Source organism: Flavivirga jejuensis, from assembly GCF_030540765.1.
Taxonomy (GTDB): domain Bacteria; phylum Bacteroidota; class Bacteroidia; order Flavobacteriales; family Flavobacteriaceae; genus Flavivirga; species Flavivirga jejuensis.
Window position 1 is genome coordinate 157,186 of the sequence record NZ_JAUOEL010000002.1, and the last position, 18,346, is coordinate 175,531.

Here is an 18,346-nt window from a genome sequence, read left to right on the forward strand (position 1 = left end):
AAAAACTATTTAGTTTTTGATTGGTTGCACATTCATTTCTTTTAAATTTATAGGCTTCCATTTACCCGCCACAGGCATTAAAGAAACTTCATATTTACCTGCTTTAGTAATGATAAAATTACCTAATTCCATTTTTTTAAACCTTTTAGGGTTTCCACTAGCAGGGATTTTTATCGTTTTAGTTTCTCCATTAAATGACACTGCAATTTCGGTAGCATCTTTACCAGAATATTCAGAAAGTAACTGAAAATTGCCAGGTTTATCAATATTGAATGTCCAATAAACTCTAGCTGTTTCACTATTCCAGTTACTTATACAATCCCATTTTTCTTTATATAAGGCTCCAGGGCCTTGCAAATTTTCGTATTGTGCTCTGTATGCAGATAAATTTACTATGCCAGTTTCATCTTGTCCTAAAGCTTTTCGTGGTAAAGCATTTGGCATTCCTTTCAACTTTAAAACAATTACAGAAGCAGTACTATCGGGCGCTTTTCCTGTTAATTTCACTTGAATACCTTGATCGAAAGTTTCTGTTTTAAACGTTCTATTTTTATCGGTAAGTAAATAACACGCTTTTACTTTATTTTTTAATCGAATTGGAAGTGATGCGCCATCTTCCCAATTATAAACATGAAGATATAACAATACTTTCTTATCAACTGTTTTCATGGTAATTCGTCCCCATTTTGGTTCTGTATTGGTTGGACTTGCCTGGGTACCATAAATGGCTTCACTGTTTTTATCCATCCAGGCTCCTATAGCTTTCATGCGTTCTATTGCCTCTTGTTTTAATGTCCCTTCGTTTGTAGGGCTTACATTTAGCAAATAATTTCCGCCTTTACTGCTTTGGTCTATTAAATTACGAATTAAGGTTGAAATAGATTTAAATTTAGTATCATCGCTACGGTAGCCCCAACTTCCACTAATGGGTTGACACAGTTCCCAGTATTTTGCTTCGGGTTGGTATTTTGGTCCATTTCTTTCAAAGGTTTTATGGTCTCCAGGATAATCATCCCCTAAACGATCGTTTGTAATTATTCCTGGTTGGAGCGCTGTTGTAATGTGATGCAGACTATCTACTACAGATTTTGTCATTTCACGTGGTGTATCCCACCAAAAATTGGATATAGATCCGTATTCTGTTAGTAATTGTTTTACTTCGGGAAGTGCTTTTTCATACACATACGCATCGCTGCTTACACGCTTTAAACTATCATCCCAGTTATTTCCCAAACCACCTGGATGGTGCCAATCTTGTGCTTGCGAGTAATAAAAACCAAATTTAAGACCTTGTTCCTGGCATGCTTTGGCTAATTCTTTTAATATATCGCGTTTAAAAGGTGTGGCATCTACAATATTATAATCGGTTGCTTTAGAATCGAACATAGAAAAACCATCATGGTGTTTAGCTGTAATAATCATATACTTCATTCCAGCTTGTTTAGCCAAGGTCACAAACGCTTCAGCATTAAATTTTGTTGGGTTAAACTGAGAAGCAAACATTTCATATTCAGCAATCGGGATTTTCCCTTTGTTCATAATCCATTCTGCACTGTTAGTTTGTGCTTTGCCTTTATAAAAACCAGCAGGCACTGTATAAATTCCCCAATGAATAAACATACCAAATCGGGCGTCTTGCCACCATGCCATACGTTCCTCGTCGGTAATTTGTTTTTGACTTTTTTTAGCTTCTAGTGGTTTCATTTTTTCGCTTCTTTGTCCATATGCTGAACCAAATATCATAACGAATAATAAAACCCATACACCAATTCTATTCATACTTAAATTTTATTTTCTATTCTAAAAATATATAGATACAATGATAAAAATTACAGGTATTATTGGATATAAATCATGAATCTTTCCATATAAACTATAACCCATTTCCCCGCTATACTAATGAAATCAAGCTATTATACCCAATCAAGTTTTTAAAATGCGACTATCACATTGTTTTCACCTTTAAGTATATCTTTAGTTTCCTACATAAAGGCGTTGTCAAAACCGACGAATCCCAGGTGTAAGCCCTCATTTAATTTGGTTGGAAAATGGACTAAATCTGTAATTATGGCTTTATACCAAAGCGTTTTATCGCTCGAGAAAACAGTATGGTTTAATTGCAGGATATTTCTCGGTATACAAATATTTTGAGACTATTATAGCCCCATCCTTTTCTTGGGGTTGGGGTTGATGGGGCTTAACAGGAAAAAGCAACAGTGCTTTTTCATTTTGATTGGCTATTTTATAAATAAAATTAAAACAGCTATTTTAGTTTTCAAATATTTCAACACACAAAACTTGATTAACCTTTATTTTAATTCCAACAATATTTATTTTTTCATCGCTAAATCACTTGTATTTACCGTTTCCAATTTTCTTAATCTGGATAAGGCTTCCATATAATAGTAATCGGCATATATTATAGGCACGTCAATTTCAGTATTATTAGGATAGTGACCTAAAGAATGTAACAACAGAGCTTGATTGGTATCGCCACTAAAATAGTTTTCAGAAGATAGTATCTTTATAAAATTTCTAGCTGCATCTTCATATTTAGCTTTCAATACTTTGTCTTTAACTAAACCTGACAATTCTAACATGCCGCATGCTGCAACAGTTGCCGCCGACGCATCTTTTGGTGCATTTGGTATTTTTGGGTCGTCAAAATCCCAATACGGGATACCGTCTTCTGGTAAACGATTTAAAAAGTGATCTGCCAGTTTTATTGAGGTATTAAGAAATTCTTCTTTTCCTGTTTCTCTATATGCTATTGCAAATCCATACAATCCCCATGTTTGCCCTCTTGCCCACATAGATTCATCTGCATAGCCTTGGTGCGTATGTCCTTTTATAAATTCGCCCGTTATATCGTTAAACTCTCCCAAATGATATACTGAGTTATCTGCTCTAACAAGGTATTTCATAGTTACTTCTGCATGACTCACAGCAATATCATACAGTTTTTTATCGCCTCCATTTTTAGATGCCCAAAAGAGTAGTTCCAAATTCATCATATTGTCAATAATCGTATTATGTGCGTACTCATCTGTCTTCTCTGGCCAAGAAAGAATTGAGCCCACCGCAGGATTATAAAGGGTTGCCAAAGTGTCTGCTGCAGATAGTAATACATCCTTGTACTCTTGGTTTCCTGTTAGCCTATAGCCATTACCATAGCTACAATACACCATAAAACCTATATCATGGTTTTGAGCTGGACTATAAGCAATGGGTTTAATTGGAAGCGTAAACTCCTCGGCTCCCTTTTTTATGCTCGCATCACCAGAGTACTCGTAGGCATGCCACAATACACCTGGCCAAAAGCCACTACACCAATCTTTCACCCCAACTAGCCCCCAATCTTGTTTATCTTTAGATATATTTCTTGGAAAACTATCTGTAATCTTCAAGCTTTTAAGTGTTTTTTTTGTTTTTAGAACACTTAAATCCAGCATTTCTGTGGGACTAAATGTTGGTTTTTGTTTTTTGGGTGAAGCACATGCAACCATTAAGAACATGGTTAGAATAAAGAATAATCTTGTCATAATATTTGTTAAATAGATTTTTGTTAAATTTTTCGTTACGATCTGGTTTTAAATTCAAAGAAAAAAGTAAAAGAAACGACATATAATCTCTAAATTTTAAAGTAAATTAATTGTCGGGCAATTTAACAAGAATGAAAAATAGCGATCATAAATTATCATTCAAAAACTATAAAATATCATTCTTTTGCAGCGATTGTATCTTACATTTCACCAATTATACGCTACGTTTTAAACATATAGGTTCTATTTTAAATGAAAATCTGTTATTGATATAGGAAGGAGGCTGAATTATATTTTATTAGTTTCATACCCAATCAAATTGCCCACAGGTTTTCACCTAAAAAAAAATCAAAAAACAAAATTCTGTATTTAGATTCTTGTTCCTGCTGGCTCGGTACCAATGCCATTAAGCTAAGGTGATTTATGTCTGTTCGAACATTACTGAACAACAACATATATTTTGTTGTGAAAACAGCAAGCATAGCTTGTCGAGAACTCATCATTCTAACAAATAAAGAGGTTTCGTAGCCTGTCTTGAGCGTAGTCGAAAGGCTCAACCAGCAGACAGTTGAGGAGGAAAAATCCTTAACTCACATGGCATTGGTCCTTATTCTGCAGCAAAATGCCTTTTAATAGCGATGCTATTCGCTTTTATTTTGCCTTGACTGAGAACGTAATCCTTCTAAACTAATTCTAAAAACGAAACTTAAACTGTTTCTTAATTTTCATCATCCTATTTAGAATCGGTACTCTGAACATTTTGTTCGATGAATTCCGTTGGAGTTACATTAAATAATTCTTTAAATGTTTTACTAAAATATGCTGTAGAATTAAATCCAGACATATGTGTAACTTCTTTGATAGAATGCCTGTTTTGTTGCAATAAATCTGATGCATACCTTAACCTAATAGTTCGAATAAAGTAACTAGGGTTATGGCCTGTTAGGGAATTTATTTTTCTATATAATTGTGATTTGCCTATCCCCAATTCTTTTAATAAATTTTCTTGTTTGAAATCAATATCACTAATATTTTTTATAATAATTTTAGTGGTCTTATCTAAAAACACCTCATCAAGATTGTTAGTTGTTACATCACTTGAAGGAAATACGCCTCCTATTTCTGAAAATCTTTTTCGTAATCTATTTTTAGTTTCAAGTAAGTTTTTTATTCTAGCCTTTAAAACACTAGTAATAAAAGGTTTTGGCAAATAACCATCGGCTCCACTATCATAACCTTTTATACGATCAACTTCTAATGTTTTTGCTGTTAATAATATAATAGGTATATGGCATGTTTCAAATTCTGTTTTTACTAATCTACACATTTCAAATCCATCCATAACTGGCATCATAACATCACTTATTATAATATCTGGATAGTATTTTTTAGCCATTTTTAATCCTTCGTCACCATTTACAGCTTCTTTAACAATATAATTGTTTCTTAAATCATTTTTAAGGTGCAACCTTAATTCTTTATTATCTTCCACTAATAGTAGGGTAGGCAATTTTCCTCTATCTTCTTCTACTTTTTTAGTTTGAAGAGCAAGCTCGTCGTTTGCAATAGACATTTCATATTCAACAGAATTCATGGAGTTAATTAAAAACTCGTTTTTAACATTTTCAACTTTTTCTGCTGCTGCTTTGATATCTAAAGGGATTCTTACCACAAACTTACTTCCCTTTAAATATTCGCTTTCTACAAAAATTTCGCCACCATGTAATTCTACTAAAGCTTTTGTAAAATTAAGCCCAATTCCAGTTCCAGTTTTTGTAATATCCACATTATAAAAACGAGAGAAAACATTTTTTAATTGCTCTGCATTCAGACCAATTCCTGAATCCTTTACAATTATTTCTACATATTTTCCTAACCTTTCATTTTTAAAAAAAGAAAACCCAGGTTTTCTTTTTTTCACCTCTATTTTATTAATTGATACTGTAATTTCACCTCCGCTATTGGTGAATTTAACGGCGTTTGAAATTAAATTTGTTATTATTTTCTCAATTTTATCAAAATCAAATAAGGATATTATTTTTTCAGAACTTGTTACAAAATTATAATTAATTTCTTTTTTTGTTGCCAACCCTTTAAAAAGTGAAAAGATATCTTCACAAAACTTAACAACATCTCCTTTTTCTAACTGTAATGGAGCCATCCCCACATCCATTTTTCTATAATCCAATAATTGGTTTACCAAGTGCAACAAACGTCTTGAACTTCGTTGAATTGATCTGGCTGATTCTTTTATAACTTCTGGATCATTATTAAAGCTAGATAATATTTTATCTACAGGATTTAATATTAGCGTTAATGGTGTTCTAAATTCATGGGATACATTTACAAAAAATTGAAGTTTCATTTGATCTAATTCATGTTCTTGAACTTCTTTTACTTTTAGGGTATAATATCGCATGATAAGAAAAAAGAGTAATACCCCTAATACAAAGTACAATATATATGCCCACCAAGTTTTCCATGGAGGTGACAGGATTGTAAGTTCTATTTTTGTTGTTTGTGCATCTTGCCATTGTCCATCTGTTGATGCTTTTACTTCAAACATATAGTCTCCAGGCAATAAATTTGAATAGTTAACATCTCTCCTGGATCCAACATTTACAAATTCTTCATCTAATCCATACATTTTATAAGCATATTGAACTTGCTCTGGGTTTTCAAAATAAAGTGCCAAAAACTCAAACGAGATATAATTCTCATTGTGCCTTAATGTTAAATTTTGAGTTTCATCTATTGTTTTATGTAACAACACTCTTTTGTTAACGGTGTCTCCAACAACAATTTTTTTATTATTTAATTTAAAACTTGTTAGTTTAGGATAGATAACGTCTGGCGTTTTTAAAGAAATATCATTGGGATTAAAAATGTTTAAACCATTAATGCCTCCTATTATGATTTGTCCATCTTTTGTTTTTTCAATTGATTTTCTCTGATATTCTGTTCCTTGTAAACCATCATGGGCATTGAAATTTTTAAACTGATCTGTTTTTGAGTCTAGGAATGAGAGCCCACTTTTAGTAGTTATCCAAAAATTATGATTATTGTCTTCTTTGATCCCTACAACAAGATTGTTTGGAAGTCCATCTTGAGATGAGTACGACCTTACCAAATTTACATTTTCATCTAATTTATATATTCCACTATCTGCTCCTACCCATATATTTCCTAAATGGTCTTCGGTTACATAATTAATTCCATTTCCTTCAATACCATTTCCTTTTACGCCAATAAAATCAATTTCTTTTGGAATAAACGAATCTAATTTATTCAAATAAACAACATTCAATCCCAATGAGGTTCCAATAAATAAACGCTCTTTAGAATCAATAAATGTATAAATTACATCGTTACTTGCTAAACTATTTTCCTTTCCATAATGATTCTTGTAATTATAAAAATGCTTTGTTTTTTGATCGTATAAACTTAAACCTTCTGTTCTAAGCCCAAGCCATAATCTATTTTTTGAATCTTCAACCCCAGCCCAAACAGAATTTTGACCTATTGAAGTCAAATCATTAGCCTTATGAAAAAATCTTTCAACTTTTTTTGTCTCTGGATTAAATTTATTTAGACCGCCATCTAATGTACAGACCCAAATATTTCCATCTTGCGTTTCAAAAGTATATAAAATCTTATTTGAACTTAAAGAATTGGGATTCTTAGGGTTGTGGCTAAAATGTTGAAATGAATTATTTTTTTTATCAAAAAGGTTTAACCCACCATTATAGGTTCCTACCCAAATTCTTTCTTTAGAATCTTCTAAAACAGATTGTACTATTTTTTCGCTCAATCCATTTGGATTGTCTGGTTGATAATAATAATGACCAAATGAATATTTTGAAGGATCTAATTTACTTACGCCTTTATCGTAGCTTCCTATCCAAAAAATACCATTTTCACCTTCAAAAACCTTTGTAGGCTTATTGTTAGGAATTGAGAAAGAATCAGAAAAATTATTAACAATATGTCGTTGTATTTTATTTTCTTCTTTTTCAAAAATAAATATTCCATAGCCATCTGTAGAAACCCAAAATAATCCATTTTTATCTTGATAAAAATCTCTTATTGGGACTTTATAATCAACTAAAGAAATATGACTAAAACGATCTTCTTTTTTATTCCATAAAACTAAATTGGAAAGATCATTTCCTATCCAAAAATCATTATCGATATCTATTAAGATCTTTTTAGGAATATGGTCTAGTTCATAATGTTTTTTGTTTGTTATGTAAATGCGTTCGAAATTGTCATTTTTAAAATTATACTTATTAAGATTATTTCCATTTGTCCCCACCCATATCGTGTTTTCTTTATCTTTTAAAATAATATTAACACTATTATTATCAATAGAATATAAATTTGATGGATTGTATTTATAGTATGAGAATTTTAATGTTGTGGCATCTTTATAAAATACATCTAATATAATTTTAATAACGCCATTATTGGTAGCTACCCAAAGTGTATTATTAATAGCATCGTATAACAAATCATTAATAATTGTTCTAGGGTTGGTTGATAGAGAAATTTGTTTGTAGAGGTTTATACGTACAAAGCTATTTGTTTTTTTATTAAACAAATTCAAGCCATTATTAGTACCTATCCAAAGATATCCTTCGTTATCTTCTTCAATAGCATTAATCCTATTGTTACTAATAGAGGTAGGATCATTTAAAACAGATCTATAAATTTCAAATTCATAGCCATTATATTTATTAAGCCCATCTATGGTTCCAAACCATAAAAAACCTTCTTTGTCTTGAAATACTTCTAAACAGGTACTACTGGATAAACCATCAACAGTATCTAAATTTTCAAATTTTAGGTTATTTAATTGTCCGAAAATGGGGTTAGACAAAAAACAACTAACAAAAATTATACAAATTTTAAAATTCATTTTTAGAATATTTATGTGACTTAAAAACTGTTTAAATTTTATCCTTTAGTTTAGTTTATCGTCTTAAGCCCTCATTCTGCAGCAAAATGTCTTTAAATAACGATGCTCTATTCGCATTTATTTTGCCCTGACTGAGAACGTAATCCACCTAAACTAATTCCAAAAACAAAGCTTAAACAGTTTCTTAAATAGTCAAGTAATTTAAACTTTTTTCAATTGATTACAAAATGCTTTTTCATTGCTCCATAGCACAATTATGAATCGCAAAAAAATGCTTTAATTGATCATAAAACAGCTGTTTTTCGCTGTAATCAAAAAAGTTAAAACCACTTCATTGTATATATATCCTTTTTAGTACATATCCTCGCCTTAACAATTTAAAGGAGCACATTAAATAGGCATAAATTTTGAAGTTATCGAAGTCTTAATAACTGTTCTAACAGAAAACTATTATGAAATCAGAACTTTTTCTATATAATAATACATTACATTAAAAATACAGACAAGCTAAGTGCTCCATGAGCACCAATCACTAAAGATTGTTCTATATCTGCTGTTTTTGAAGGTCCAGATATAAATACTCCAAAATCTGTTCCTTCTGAAGCCAATTTTTGATACCCCTGATGCATAAAAGTAACAATAGCCTCTTTTTTTAAAGCAATCACTAAGTGTTTTGCTATAAAGGGCAAAACACGCATTGGCATATTATTATCGGGCAACCAAACGGCGCCATTTTCGGCAACTCCTAAGTTGCTTTCTAAAATTAATATATCTAAATCTTCGAAATCCTGGGGTGCTTTATTAGCGTCAACACTTAATGTATTAAAAGATTCTGTTCCCTTAAGTGTTGAAAAATTAATTTTAGCCTCTGGAAACATCGTTATTACTTGACTAATTAAATCTTCATTTGAAACAACTTCAAATAGATTTCCTCCTGCAATTTCTACTTTCTTAGTAAATTCATCTATGATATTCTTACCATCAATAAACACATCTGGATTTACTTTTGGTAATTCTAATAAATCTGGCTTATTTGCAGCTATTCTTGATAGGATATTTTCTCTACTATTCATCCTTTTTTCTGTTTTTATACCACGTATCAAAACTCTCTTTTGGTCCTATTGGTAAATCTCTTCCTTTTCCCCAAACATTTGGCTTTGAATTTATCACGCCTTTTGGCAAGTTTCTTAAAGACCAACGTGCTATGCCTCCAACCTTATTAAATTGCATTGGTTTAGAAAATATGTTCCCCATCATTTTCATTGACGTCTTTTTAACAAAAGGTTGTGGCGTTTCTTTGGTTATTATTTGTCGCCATTTGTACAATTGGGCGTGTATATCAATTTTTACAGGACACACATCAGAGCATGAACCGCATAGGGTTGATGCGAATGGCAAACTACTATGTTTTTTTAAATCTTTTCCTGGTGATAAAATAGAGCCTATTGGTCCTGGAATGGTAGCATCGTAACTATGGCCGCCACTACGTCTGTAAATAGGACAGGTATTCATACAAGCGCCACAACGAATGCAATGTAAAGAAGCCCTAAAATCGGGTCTGCTAAGTTGTTCTGTTCTGCCATTATCGACAATTACGATATGCATTTTAGCACCTTCTCTAGGTTTTTTAAAATGTGATGAGTAGGTCGTAATGTGTTGCCCCGTAGCACTTCTGGCTAATAATCTTAAAAAAACACCTAAATGTTCTTGTTTAGGTATTAATTTTTCAACTCCCATACAAGCAATGTGTACTGGAGCTATATGCGCTCCCATATCTGCATTTCCTTCATTGGTACAAACAACAATGCCTCCAGTATCTGCTATGGCGAAGTTAACACCTGTGATAGCAGCATCTGCCTGGATGAATTTTTCTCTTAAGTGTTTTCGAGCTTCACCTGTTAAATATTGAGGATCTCCATCGCATGGTTTTGTACCTAAATGTTCTTGAAATAATTCATCAACTTCTTCTTTTGTTTTATGAATAGCTGGCAGAACAATATGACTTGGTGGCTCTTTTGCCAACTGTACTATGCGTTCTCCTAAATCGGTATCAATAACTTCAATACCATCTGCCTCCAAAAACGGATTTAAATGACATTCTTCGGTTAGCATAGATTTACTTTTCACCACTTTTTTAGCATGATGCTCTTTAAGTATGCTATGTACAATTCTATTATGCTCATCTCCATCTGCAGCCCAATGTACCTGAATGCCATTTTTCAAGGCATTTTCTTCAAATTGAATTAGATAAGTATCTAAATTTGACAAAGTATGGGCTTTTATCCCATGACCTAAATTACGGAGTTCCTCCCACCCTGCTACTGTATGGGTAGATTTATCTCGTTTATGGCGCACAAACCAAAGTGCTTTGTCGTGCCAATTAACTTTCTTTTCGTCTTTATTAAAAATGCTTGCCGCTTTCGAATGACTCATTTTTTTGTTTTTTAATCACTCAATACTGTTCAAAATCTCAGCGATATGACGTATTTTTAATGGTTGTTTATTTCTTGTAACTAAACCTTCTAAGTGCATTAAGCAAGAGGTATCTGTAGCTGTAATTACTTCTGCGCCATTATCTAAATGATCTTGAACTCTATCTTTTCCCATTTTAACAGAAATGGCTTCTTCTGTAACAGCAAACGTACCTCCAAATCCACAACACTCATCTGGTCTTGTTAATTCAATTATTTCGACATCAGTAACTTCATTAAGTAATTCACCTATATAAGAATACGTTTCTGTAACCTTTTCTGAACAAGATCCCAGTCGTAATCCTCGTAAACCATGACAACTTTTATGAATTCCCACTTTATAAGGAAAACGAGCGCCAACGTTTTTAACTTTGAGCACATTTACTAAAAAATCGCATAATTCGTAAATATTATTTCGCACTTTAGTTACTTCTTCCGATTCTGGAAGAATATCATAATGTTTTTTTACATGGTACGCACAACTCCCAGATGGCGTAACGATATAATCAAACTCCTTAAATTTTTCAACAAAATTAGTACACGTTCCTAACGATTCATATTCATATCCAGAATTAGCCATAGGCTGACCGCAACAGGTTTGCCCCGAAGGATATACTACTTCTACATTAAGTTTTTCTAAAAGCTCTAATGTTGCTTTTCCTACCTGTGGATACAATTGATTGATGTAACAAGGAATAAATAATCCTACTAGCATAATCCTTTTTTATAATTCATATATTTTTTCCATTAGCATCCATTTTTCACCTGGTTTTGCCGTTGGAAGTGATTTTTGATATGTCCACATGAGTGTTTCCCATTCTTGAACTTTTAGATTCTCTTTATCTTTTTTTGCTTTGTCTTCAAAAGAAAAAGAATCATTTACCTCCATAATCATAAACAATCTATTTTCAATCAAATATATTTCTAAGTTTATAATGCCTGAGTCTTTTATACTTTCAACAATTTCTGGCCAAACTTTTGTGTGATATTCTTTGTATTCAGTAATTAATTTTTCCTCTTCTTTTAAGTCTAGTGAGAAACAATGCCTTTTCATTAGTTTATTTTCTTTGTTAAAAACGAGTTCAATTGTGAGTTTTTAAAGTTCTGTAACCATAAATAGCTATAAAACAAAAGCATATAAAAGGTAACAAAAATGATATATTCACTACTGAAAATGTTCCTATTGTTTTCTTGCCTATTAATTAGACCTTGCAAAATAGGTATTAATTCGCCACCTACAATGACCATTCCCAAACCAGCTGCACCTAATATTGAATCTTCTTCTGTTAAACCGCTAAAGGACAATACCATAATACAGTTGAAAACAATAAAAAAATTCTTAAAACTGACTATCCCCGAGGCAAGCCATAGGGGTATTTCGCCAGTTTCATTTTGCCTTTATAGAGGCAAAAATCGAATTTTGTTATTTTGCCTCACCCAGAACTGCCTTTTTTTGCAGTTCTGACCTCTCCTCCAAAGGAGAGGTTAATTGGAAACCCCGACCCAAGGGTCGGAGAATTTTTAGATTAAAGACGTTTTAAAAGTGATTTAAACTTTTTCAATGAAGTAAAAAGAGCATTTTGTAGCCCATCGAAAAAAATTTAAATCACTTCTTTAACTAAGAAATTGTTCAAATTTTATCTTTTAGTTTATTTTGTCGTCTTAAGCCCTTATTCTCTGCAGCAAAATTTCTTTAAATAATAATGCTATTCGCATTTATTTTGCCTTGACTGAGAACGTAATCCAACCAAACTAACTCCAAAAACAAAACTTAAACAGTTTCTAAAACTATCTATATTGAGCGTAGATCACTTTAGTTTGCAAGTATTCTTCCATACCATGTTTTCCATCGGCACCACCTAATCCAGATTTTTTCCATCCTGCATGGAAACCTTGAATAGCTTCAAAATGCTCTCTATTCACATAAGTTTCCCCAAATTCTAATTGATCGCATGCATGCATTACTTTATTGAAATTCTCAGAAAATATAGAAGATGTTAATCCATATTCACAATCATTTGCTAGTGCTATTGCTTCATCTAAATCTCCAAACTTCAATACAGGTAAAACAGGTCCGAAAACTTCTTCCTGAACAATTTGCATATTTTGTGTTACATTAGTTAAAAGTGTTGGTTGGTAATAATATCCGCGGTCAAAGTTAGTTGAATGACCACCACCTACTACAACTTCAGCGCCTTCTTTTTTAGCGTACTCAACCATTTCAGAAACTTTATCTAGTTGGTCTTTAGACACCATACTACTCATATCTGGATTGTTATCTGAAAAAACATCTTCTACTTTTACTTCAGACATTTTTTTAGACACTTTTTCCATAAACTCGTCATAGACAGAATCCTCTACATAAACACGTTCCGCACAATTACAAACTTGTCCGCTATAAATAACTCTTGAAGAAACAACTGCATTTACTGCTAAATCCATATCGGCATCTGCACAAACAATTGCTGGTGCTTTACCACCTAACTCTAAGGATACTTTTGTAATGTTTTCGGCAGCAGCTTCCATTATTTTTTGACCTGCAAATACGCTACCCGTTAAACTTACTATACCAGTAATTGGGCTTTTTGTTAATGCATTACCAATAATAGTTCCTTTTCCTAAAACAAAATTTAAAACACCAGCTGGAAGGCCAATATTCTCAATTAACTTAGCAAATTCCATAATAGTATTTGGAGCCACACAACTTGGTTTAAGAACACATGTATTACCTGTAACCAACGATGGTGCTATTTTACGAGCTGCTACAAAAAACGGAAAGTTCCAAGGACAGATTCCAACAGCTACTCCAATAGGTGCTTTGTGTAAAAAAATATGTTCTTTTTTACGATCACTTTGAATAATTTCTCCTTCAATTCTTCTTGCCCATCCTGCATTATAGTCATAGTAATCTGCAGTAACATCAATTTCAACTTGAGCCAAACCAATTACCTTTGCTTGTTCTTTAGCTAAAGTTTCGGCTAAAAACACTCTGTTTTCTCGAATAACGTCAGCCATTTTATGTAAATAGCTAGCTCTTTCTATCGCAGTAAGAGCGTTCCATCCATGTTGTGATGCTTGGGCAGCCTCTAGAGCATTATTTGCATCTGTTACCGATCCCTTAGGAATAAGAGACAAAACCTCTTCTGTACAAGGGTTTAAAACTTCTGACATTTCAGAAGAGGTTGATTTTACAAACCTCCCATTAATGTATTGATTAAATTCTTTCATAATTAGTATTTTAATTTTAGTTTATACAATAACAAAAGGGCTTTACTTATTTAATATTTACTACAAACAAGCATTTAAATTAAAAAATCTAAATTTTCGCCTTTTGAAAAAGTTAATAGTCGAATCACAAAGTTATTAAATTAAAAAAGCAAAATATTTATCCATAACAATCTACTTTATGTATAATTTAAACATAAATTGGTTTATGTGGGTATTCAATTAATTAATGAGTATTAAGCATAAGACTATAATAAGCTACTACAGATTGGGAGTCCATAGATTTGCTTTGGCAGACTAAAAGCCTACTTCGTAACATATCGAAATGTAGAATAATAAACATGGTAAAACTGAATTCGTATGAATTCGCTTCAAAAGTTTTTATAAGCTTGAAAACGAAATACACTAAAGCACTTAGTTTTAACTACATTTGAGACCAATACACATTCGCTACGCAATACAAGCCTTATTAAAGTCTAGTAGAAAATACTCCTATGTATATTTACCCGATTTATAAAGGGCAGGTGAAATTCCAGTTATAGCTTTAAAAACCCTCGAAAAATGATACCTATCTGAAAAACCTAGTCTAAAGGAAATACCTTCTATGGTTTCATTGGTATGCTCAAAAACTTCACATGCTTTAGCTATTTTTCTATTTTGAATAAAATTGTGCAAAGTAATACTCATTTCTTCCTTAAATAACCTTGCAAACGAATTTGGCGCCATGTTTACTATGGCGGCTAATTCTGAGTTACTAAGCTTTTTATTAATATTGGCTTCAATAAAACGGTGCACGGTTAGTACGCGATCGTCAATATTGATTGTTTTCCATAACTCTGAACCTATATTGGAAATGACTTCTTTAACAAAAGACTGCAACTTCAAATTAAAAGTGAGCTTAAAGTCATGGTTTTCAATTTTTAAACGCTCTGTTAAATAAACCAATCGCCCTTTTAGATGCTCGGTGAGTTCAATTTTAAAAATCCCAGGAAACACATTATCAAACGGTGTTCCAAGCTTAAAATGTGTAAAAAAATGTATTAGAGATTTGTTTTCAAAATAAGCCCCATCATGCCTTTCTGATAAATGCTTCCCTGAAACATGAATACCAGACTTGTAGTTATGGTTTTTTAAATAACGAGTAGAAAATGAAGTAAAAGGAGAAATGATATATAAATAATTTGGATCCATTTTATAAACAGTGTCCTGAAGTGTTAACTCTCCGCCTTCATTTTTATTCCAATAAATTCTCCAAAAGGGAAATACCATGTCATGACAATCCCATAAATCTAAGGACCAATACCTACAACACAACATCTTTAATTTAACATCTATAAAATTTTGTTTTTTTGACGAAGGATCCCCCAACTCAATCTTATTTACAAATTTCATTAACAAGCTATGTTTAAATTATACACAAATATACAAATTTTGAATATCTATTTATTTTACAACATATACTAAATTTACACTTCAAGAATAATTAAAATTATCTTTCATGAGTGATATAAAACTTCCCGTTGAAGTAGAAAAAGAACTAAAAAAAATCTCTAAAATTGCTGGTTATTTATGGCAAAGAGAATGGGCAGAAAGAAATGCAGGAAACATTTCTATGAACCTGACTTCCTTTTTTAAAAAAGAGGACATTATTAAAAAAACTAAAAATCAAACATTTACTCCTTTCGATTTTCCAAAAGGCACTGGAGGGTATGTTTTATTTATTACTGGCACAGGCTGCTACTTAAGAAGTTTAATAGACGACATTGAAGAAGCTGCTTGTATTTTATATATTAATGAAGAAGCCACAGGCTATACTATTATTTGGGGAGGAAAAAGAGAGGCTTTTGGTCCTACTTGTGAATTAATTTCGCATTCTAGCATTCACCTGTTCAATACAGAAAACAACCCAACACATTTAGCTATTGTACACACACATCCGCCAGAATTAATTGTTATGAGTCACCATCCTTTATTTAGTGACGAAGAAGAATTAAACAGACAAATATGGATGATGTGCCCAGAGGTACGTGTATTTGTACCAAAAGGAATTCATTGTACTCCTTATGCACTGTCTAGTACCCCTGCATTGGCTAAAGTTACTATTGAAGCTTTTAAAAACAGAAACATTTCACTTTGGGAAAAACATGGCGCTACAACCACAGGTGAAGATGTAGAAAAAGCATGGGATTATTTAGATGTAGCCAATAAAGGAGCTAAACTATTATTAATGAGTTGGGCAGCAGGGTTTAAACCAGCAGGTCTCTCCAATGAACAATTAAAGGAATTGGAACAATTCACATAAACCACTAAATAAAAACATAATGAATAGATTAATAGGAAGACTACCTAAAATAGGAATTCGTCCAGTAATTGATGGACGTGAACTTGGAGTAAGAGAATCTTTAGAAGTACAATGTATGGACATGGCGAAAGCTGCGGCCAAATTAATTGAGACCAACTTACGATTTCCAAGTGGTGAAAAAGTAGAATGTGTTATCGCTGATACTACTATTGGTGGTGTTGCAGATGCTGCCGCTTGTGCTGATAAATTTAAAAAAGAAGGTGTTGAAGTATCATTAACAGTTACTCCTTGCTGGTGTTACGGTACCGAAGTTATGGATACCGACCCATTATTACCTAAAGCTGTTTGGGGTTTTAACGGTACTGAAAGACCTGGAGCTGTGTATTTAGCAGCTGCATTGGCAGGATATTCTCAAAAAGGATTGCCTGCTTTCGGTATTTACGGACGAGAAGTTCAAGATGCTGGCGATATGAGCATCCCTAAAGATGTGGAAGAAAAATTATTGCGTTTTGCCAAAGCAGGATTAGCAGTGGCACAAATGAAAGGTAAATCATATTTATCAATAGGTTACAGTTCTATGGGAATTGCTGGTTCTATGGTAGATGTTAACTTTTTACAAGACTATTTTGGTGTTCGAGCAGAATTTGTAGAGTCTGTTGAGTTATTACGTAGAATGGACGAAGGGATTTACGATAAAGAAGAATACAAAAAAGCATTAGCCTGGACCAAAGCAAACTGTAAAGAAGGTAAGGATTACAACAGTCCTGAAGCTCAAAAATCGGCTGAAGTAAAAGATAAAGAATGGGAAAAGGTTATTAAAATGACGCTTATTTGTCGTGATTTAATGGTTGGAAACCCGAAATTAAAAGCATTAGGTTTTGGCGAAGAATCTAAAGGAAGAAATGCCATTATGGGTGGTTTCCAAGGACAACGCCAATGGACAGATTACCAACCAAATGCCGATTTTACTGAATCGATATTGAACTCATCTTTCGATTGGAATGGTATCCGTCAAGCCTTTGTTTTTGCTACAGAAAATGATTGTTTAAATGCTGTTTCTATGTTATTTGGTCATTTATTAACCAATACAGCTCAAATATTCTCGGATGTAAGAACGTATTGGAGCCCAGAGTCTGTTGAACGGGTTACAGGAAAAAAATTAACTGGCATCGCAAAAGATGGGATCATTCATTTAATCAACTCTGGTTCTACAACACTAGATGCTACGGCTCAACAGTCGGATGCAGAAGGCAATCCTACAATGAAACCTTATTGGGATATTACTGAGGAAGAAGCCCAAAAATGTTTAGATAATACAAAATGGCCTGCTGCCATTGCTGAGTACTTTAGAGGAGGTGGTTTTTCTTCTCAATTTAAAACCAAAGGTACCATGCCATTAACCATGTGTAGAATCAATCTTGTAAAAGGCATCGGACCTGTATTACAGATTGTTGAAGGATGGAGTGTAGAGTTACCTGAAGACATTCATACAGTATTAGACGAAAGAACAAACCCTACATGGCCTACCACTTGGTTTGTACCAAGAGTTACTGGAAAAGGTTTCTTTAAAGATGTTTATTCTGTAATGGCTAAATGGGGCGCAAATCATGGTGCTATTTCTCATGGTCATATTGGTGCTGATTTAATTTCATTAGCATCTTTATTAAGAATTCCTGTTAATATGCACAACGTTTCTGATGATGATGTTTTCCGTCCAAGCGCATGGTCTGCTTATGGAGAAAACTTAGAATCTGCAGATTATAAAGCCTGTGCTACTTATGGCCCTCTATATGGGTTTAAATCATAAACAGCACCTATCTTAAATAGGAATTTATAAATTATTTTAAGTTAGTCTTTTTATAAGTTTTTAAATTCCCCCCTACAATCA

Annotated in this window: 11 protein-coding genes; 2 read left to right on the forward strand and 9 right to left on the reverse strand. The window is 32.7% G+C overall.

Translation table 11 applies throughout. The annotated features are described in order from the left end of the window. Positions 1-9: 9 nt before the first annotated feature. The 9 genes from Q4Q40_RS05835 to Q4Q40_RS05875 all read right to left on the reverse strand — a co-directional run bounded on the left by Q4Q40_RS05835 (position 10) and on the right by Q4Q40_RS05875 (position 15,548). A complete protein-coding gene (locus Q4Q40_RS05835) occupies positions 10-1,779 on the reverse strand; it encodes an alpha-L-fucosidase (RefSeq protein ID WP_303300813.1) in 1,770 nt (589 codons plus the stop codon). Positions 1,780-2,330: 551 nt separating this feature from the next. Next, complete coding sequence (locus Q4Q40_RS05840; RefSeq protein WP_303300814.1) at positions 2,331-3,542, reverse strand: glycoside hydrolase family 88 protein; 1,212 nt, start codon at positions 3,540-3,542, stop codon at positions 2,331-2,333. Positions 3,543-4,275: 733 nt separating this feature from the next. Beyond that, positions 4,276-8,460, reverse strand: a complete 4,185-nt coding sequence (locus Q4Q40_RS05845; RefSeq protein ID WP_303300815.1) for a hybrid sensor histidine kinase/response regulator transcription factor — start codon at positions 8,458-8,460, stop codon at positions 4,276-4,278. Between the two features lie 485 nt (positions 8,461-8,945). Beyond that, a complete protein-coding gene (locus tag Q4Q40_RS05850) occupies positions 8,946-9,533 on the reverse strand; it encodes a LutC/YkgG family protein (protein WP_303300817.1) in 588 nt (195 codons plus the stop codon). Next, complete coding sequence (locus Q4Q40_RS05855; protein ID WP_303300819.1) at positions 9,526-10,893, reverse strand: lactate utilization protein B; 1,368 nt, start codon at positions 10,891-10,893, stop codon at positions 9,526-9,528. Before Q4Q40_RS05855 ends, Q4Q40_RS05850 begins: the two co-directional genes overlap by 8 nt. Before the next feature lie 15 nt (positions 10,894-10,908). Continuing rightward, complete coding sequence (locus Q4Q40_RS05860) at positions 10,909-11,646, reverse strand: (Fe-S)-binding protein (protein ID WP_303300821.1); 738 nt, start codon at positions 11,644-11,646, stop codon at positions 10,909-10,911. Between the two features lie 9 nt (positions 11,647-11,655). Continuing rightward, positions 11,656-11,985 (reverse strand): L-rhamnose mutarotase, encoded by a 330-nt coding sequence (locus tag Q4Q40_RS05865; protein WP_303300822.1) that lies wholly within the window; start codon positions 11,983-11,985, stop codon positions 11,656-11,658. A 734-nt stretch (positions 11,986-12,719) separates the two neighbouring features. After that, complete coding sequence (aldA, locus tag Q4Q40_RS05870; RefSeq protein WP_303300823.1) at positions 12,720-14,159, reverse strand: aldehyde dehydrogenase; 1,440 nt, start codon at positions 14,157-14,159, stop codon at positions 12,720-12,722. Between the two features lie 489 nt (positions 14,160-14,648). Next, positions 14,649-15,548: an AraC family transcriptional regulator gene (locus tag Q4Q40_RS05875; RefSeq protein WP_303300825.1), complete on the reverse strand. Its 900-nt coding sequence runs from the start codon at positions 15,546-15,548 to the stop codon at positions 14,649-14,651. Between the two features lie 106 nt (positions 15,549-15,654). On the opposite strand from Q4Q40_RS05875, the gene rhaD reads away from it, so the two are divergent. Next, positions 15,655-16,458 (forward strand): rhamnulose-1-phosphate aldolase, encoded by an 804-nt coding sequence (gene rhaD / locus Q4Q40_RS05880; RefSeq protein WP_303300826.1) that lies wholly within the window; start codon positions 15,655-15,657, stop codon positions 16,456-16,458. Between the two features lie 19 nt (positions 16,459-16,477). Then, positions 16,478-18,265 (forward strand): L-fucose isomerase, encoded by a 1,788-nt coding sequence (locus Q4Q40_RS05885; RefSeq protein ID WP_303300827.1) that lies wholly within the window; start codon positions 16,478-16,480, stop codon positions 18,263-18,265. Positions 18,266-18,346 lie beyond the last annotated feature (81 nt).

What these genes read in the sequence shown, in the direction of transcription:
- rhaD (WP_303300826.1), top strand. Translation starts at nt 15,655, where the DNA reads ATGAGTGATATAAAACTTCCCGTTGAAGTAGAAAAAGAACTAAAAAAA.
- Q4Q40_RS05865 (WP_303300822.1), bottom strand. Translation starts at nt 11,985, where the DNA reads ATGAAAAGGCATTGTTTCTCACTAGACTTAAAAGAAGAGGAAAAATTA.
- aldA (WP_303300823.1), bottom strand. Translation starts at nt 14,159, where the DNA reads ATGAAAGAATTTAATCAATACATTAATGGGAGGTTTGTAAAATCAACC.
- Q4Q40_RS05885 (WP_303300827.1), top strand. Translation starts at nt 16,478, where the DNA reads ATGAATAGATTAATAGGAAGACTACCTAAAATAGGAATTCGTCCAGTA.
- Q4Q40_RS05860 (WP_303300821.1), bottom strand. Translation starts at nt 11,646, where the DNA reads ATGCTAGTAGGATTATTTATTCCTTGTTACATCAATCAATTGTATCCA.
- Q4Q40_RS05850 (WP_303300817.1), bottom strand. Translation starts at nt 9,533, where the DNA reads ATGAATAGTAGAGAAAATATCCTATCAAGAATAGCTGCAAATAAGCCA.
- Q4Q40_RS05840 (WP_303300814.1), bottom strand. Translation starts at nt 3,542, where the DNA reads ATGACAAGATTATTCTTTATTCTAACCATGTTCTTAATGGTTGCATGT.
- Q4Q40_RS05845 (WP_303300815.1), bottom strand. Translation starts at nt 8,460, where the DNA reads ATGAATTTTAAAATTTGTATAATTTTTGTTAGTTGTTTTTTGTCTAAC.
- Q4Q40_RS05835 (WP_303300813.1), bottom strand. Translation starts at nt 1,779, where the DNA reads ATGAATAGAATTGGTGTATGGGTTTTATTATTCGTTATGATATTTGGT.
- Q4Q40_RS05875 (WP_303300825.1), bottom strand. Translation starts at nt 15,548, where the DNA reads ATGAAATTTGTAAATAAGATTGAGTTGGGGGATCCTTCGTCAAAAAAA.
- Q4Q40_RS05855 (WP_303300819.1), bottom strand. Translation starts at nt 10,893, where the DNA reads ATGAGTCATTCGAAAGCGGCAAGCATTTTTAATAAAGACGAAAAGAAA.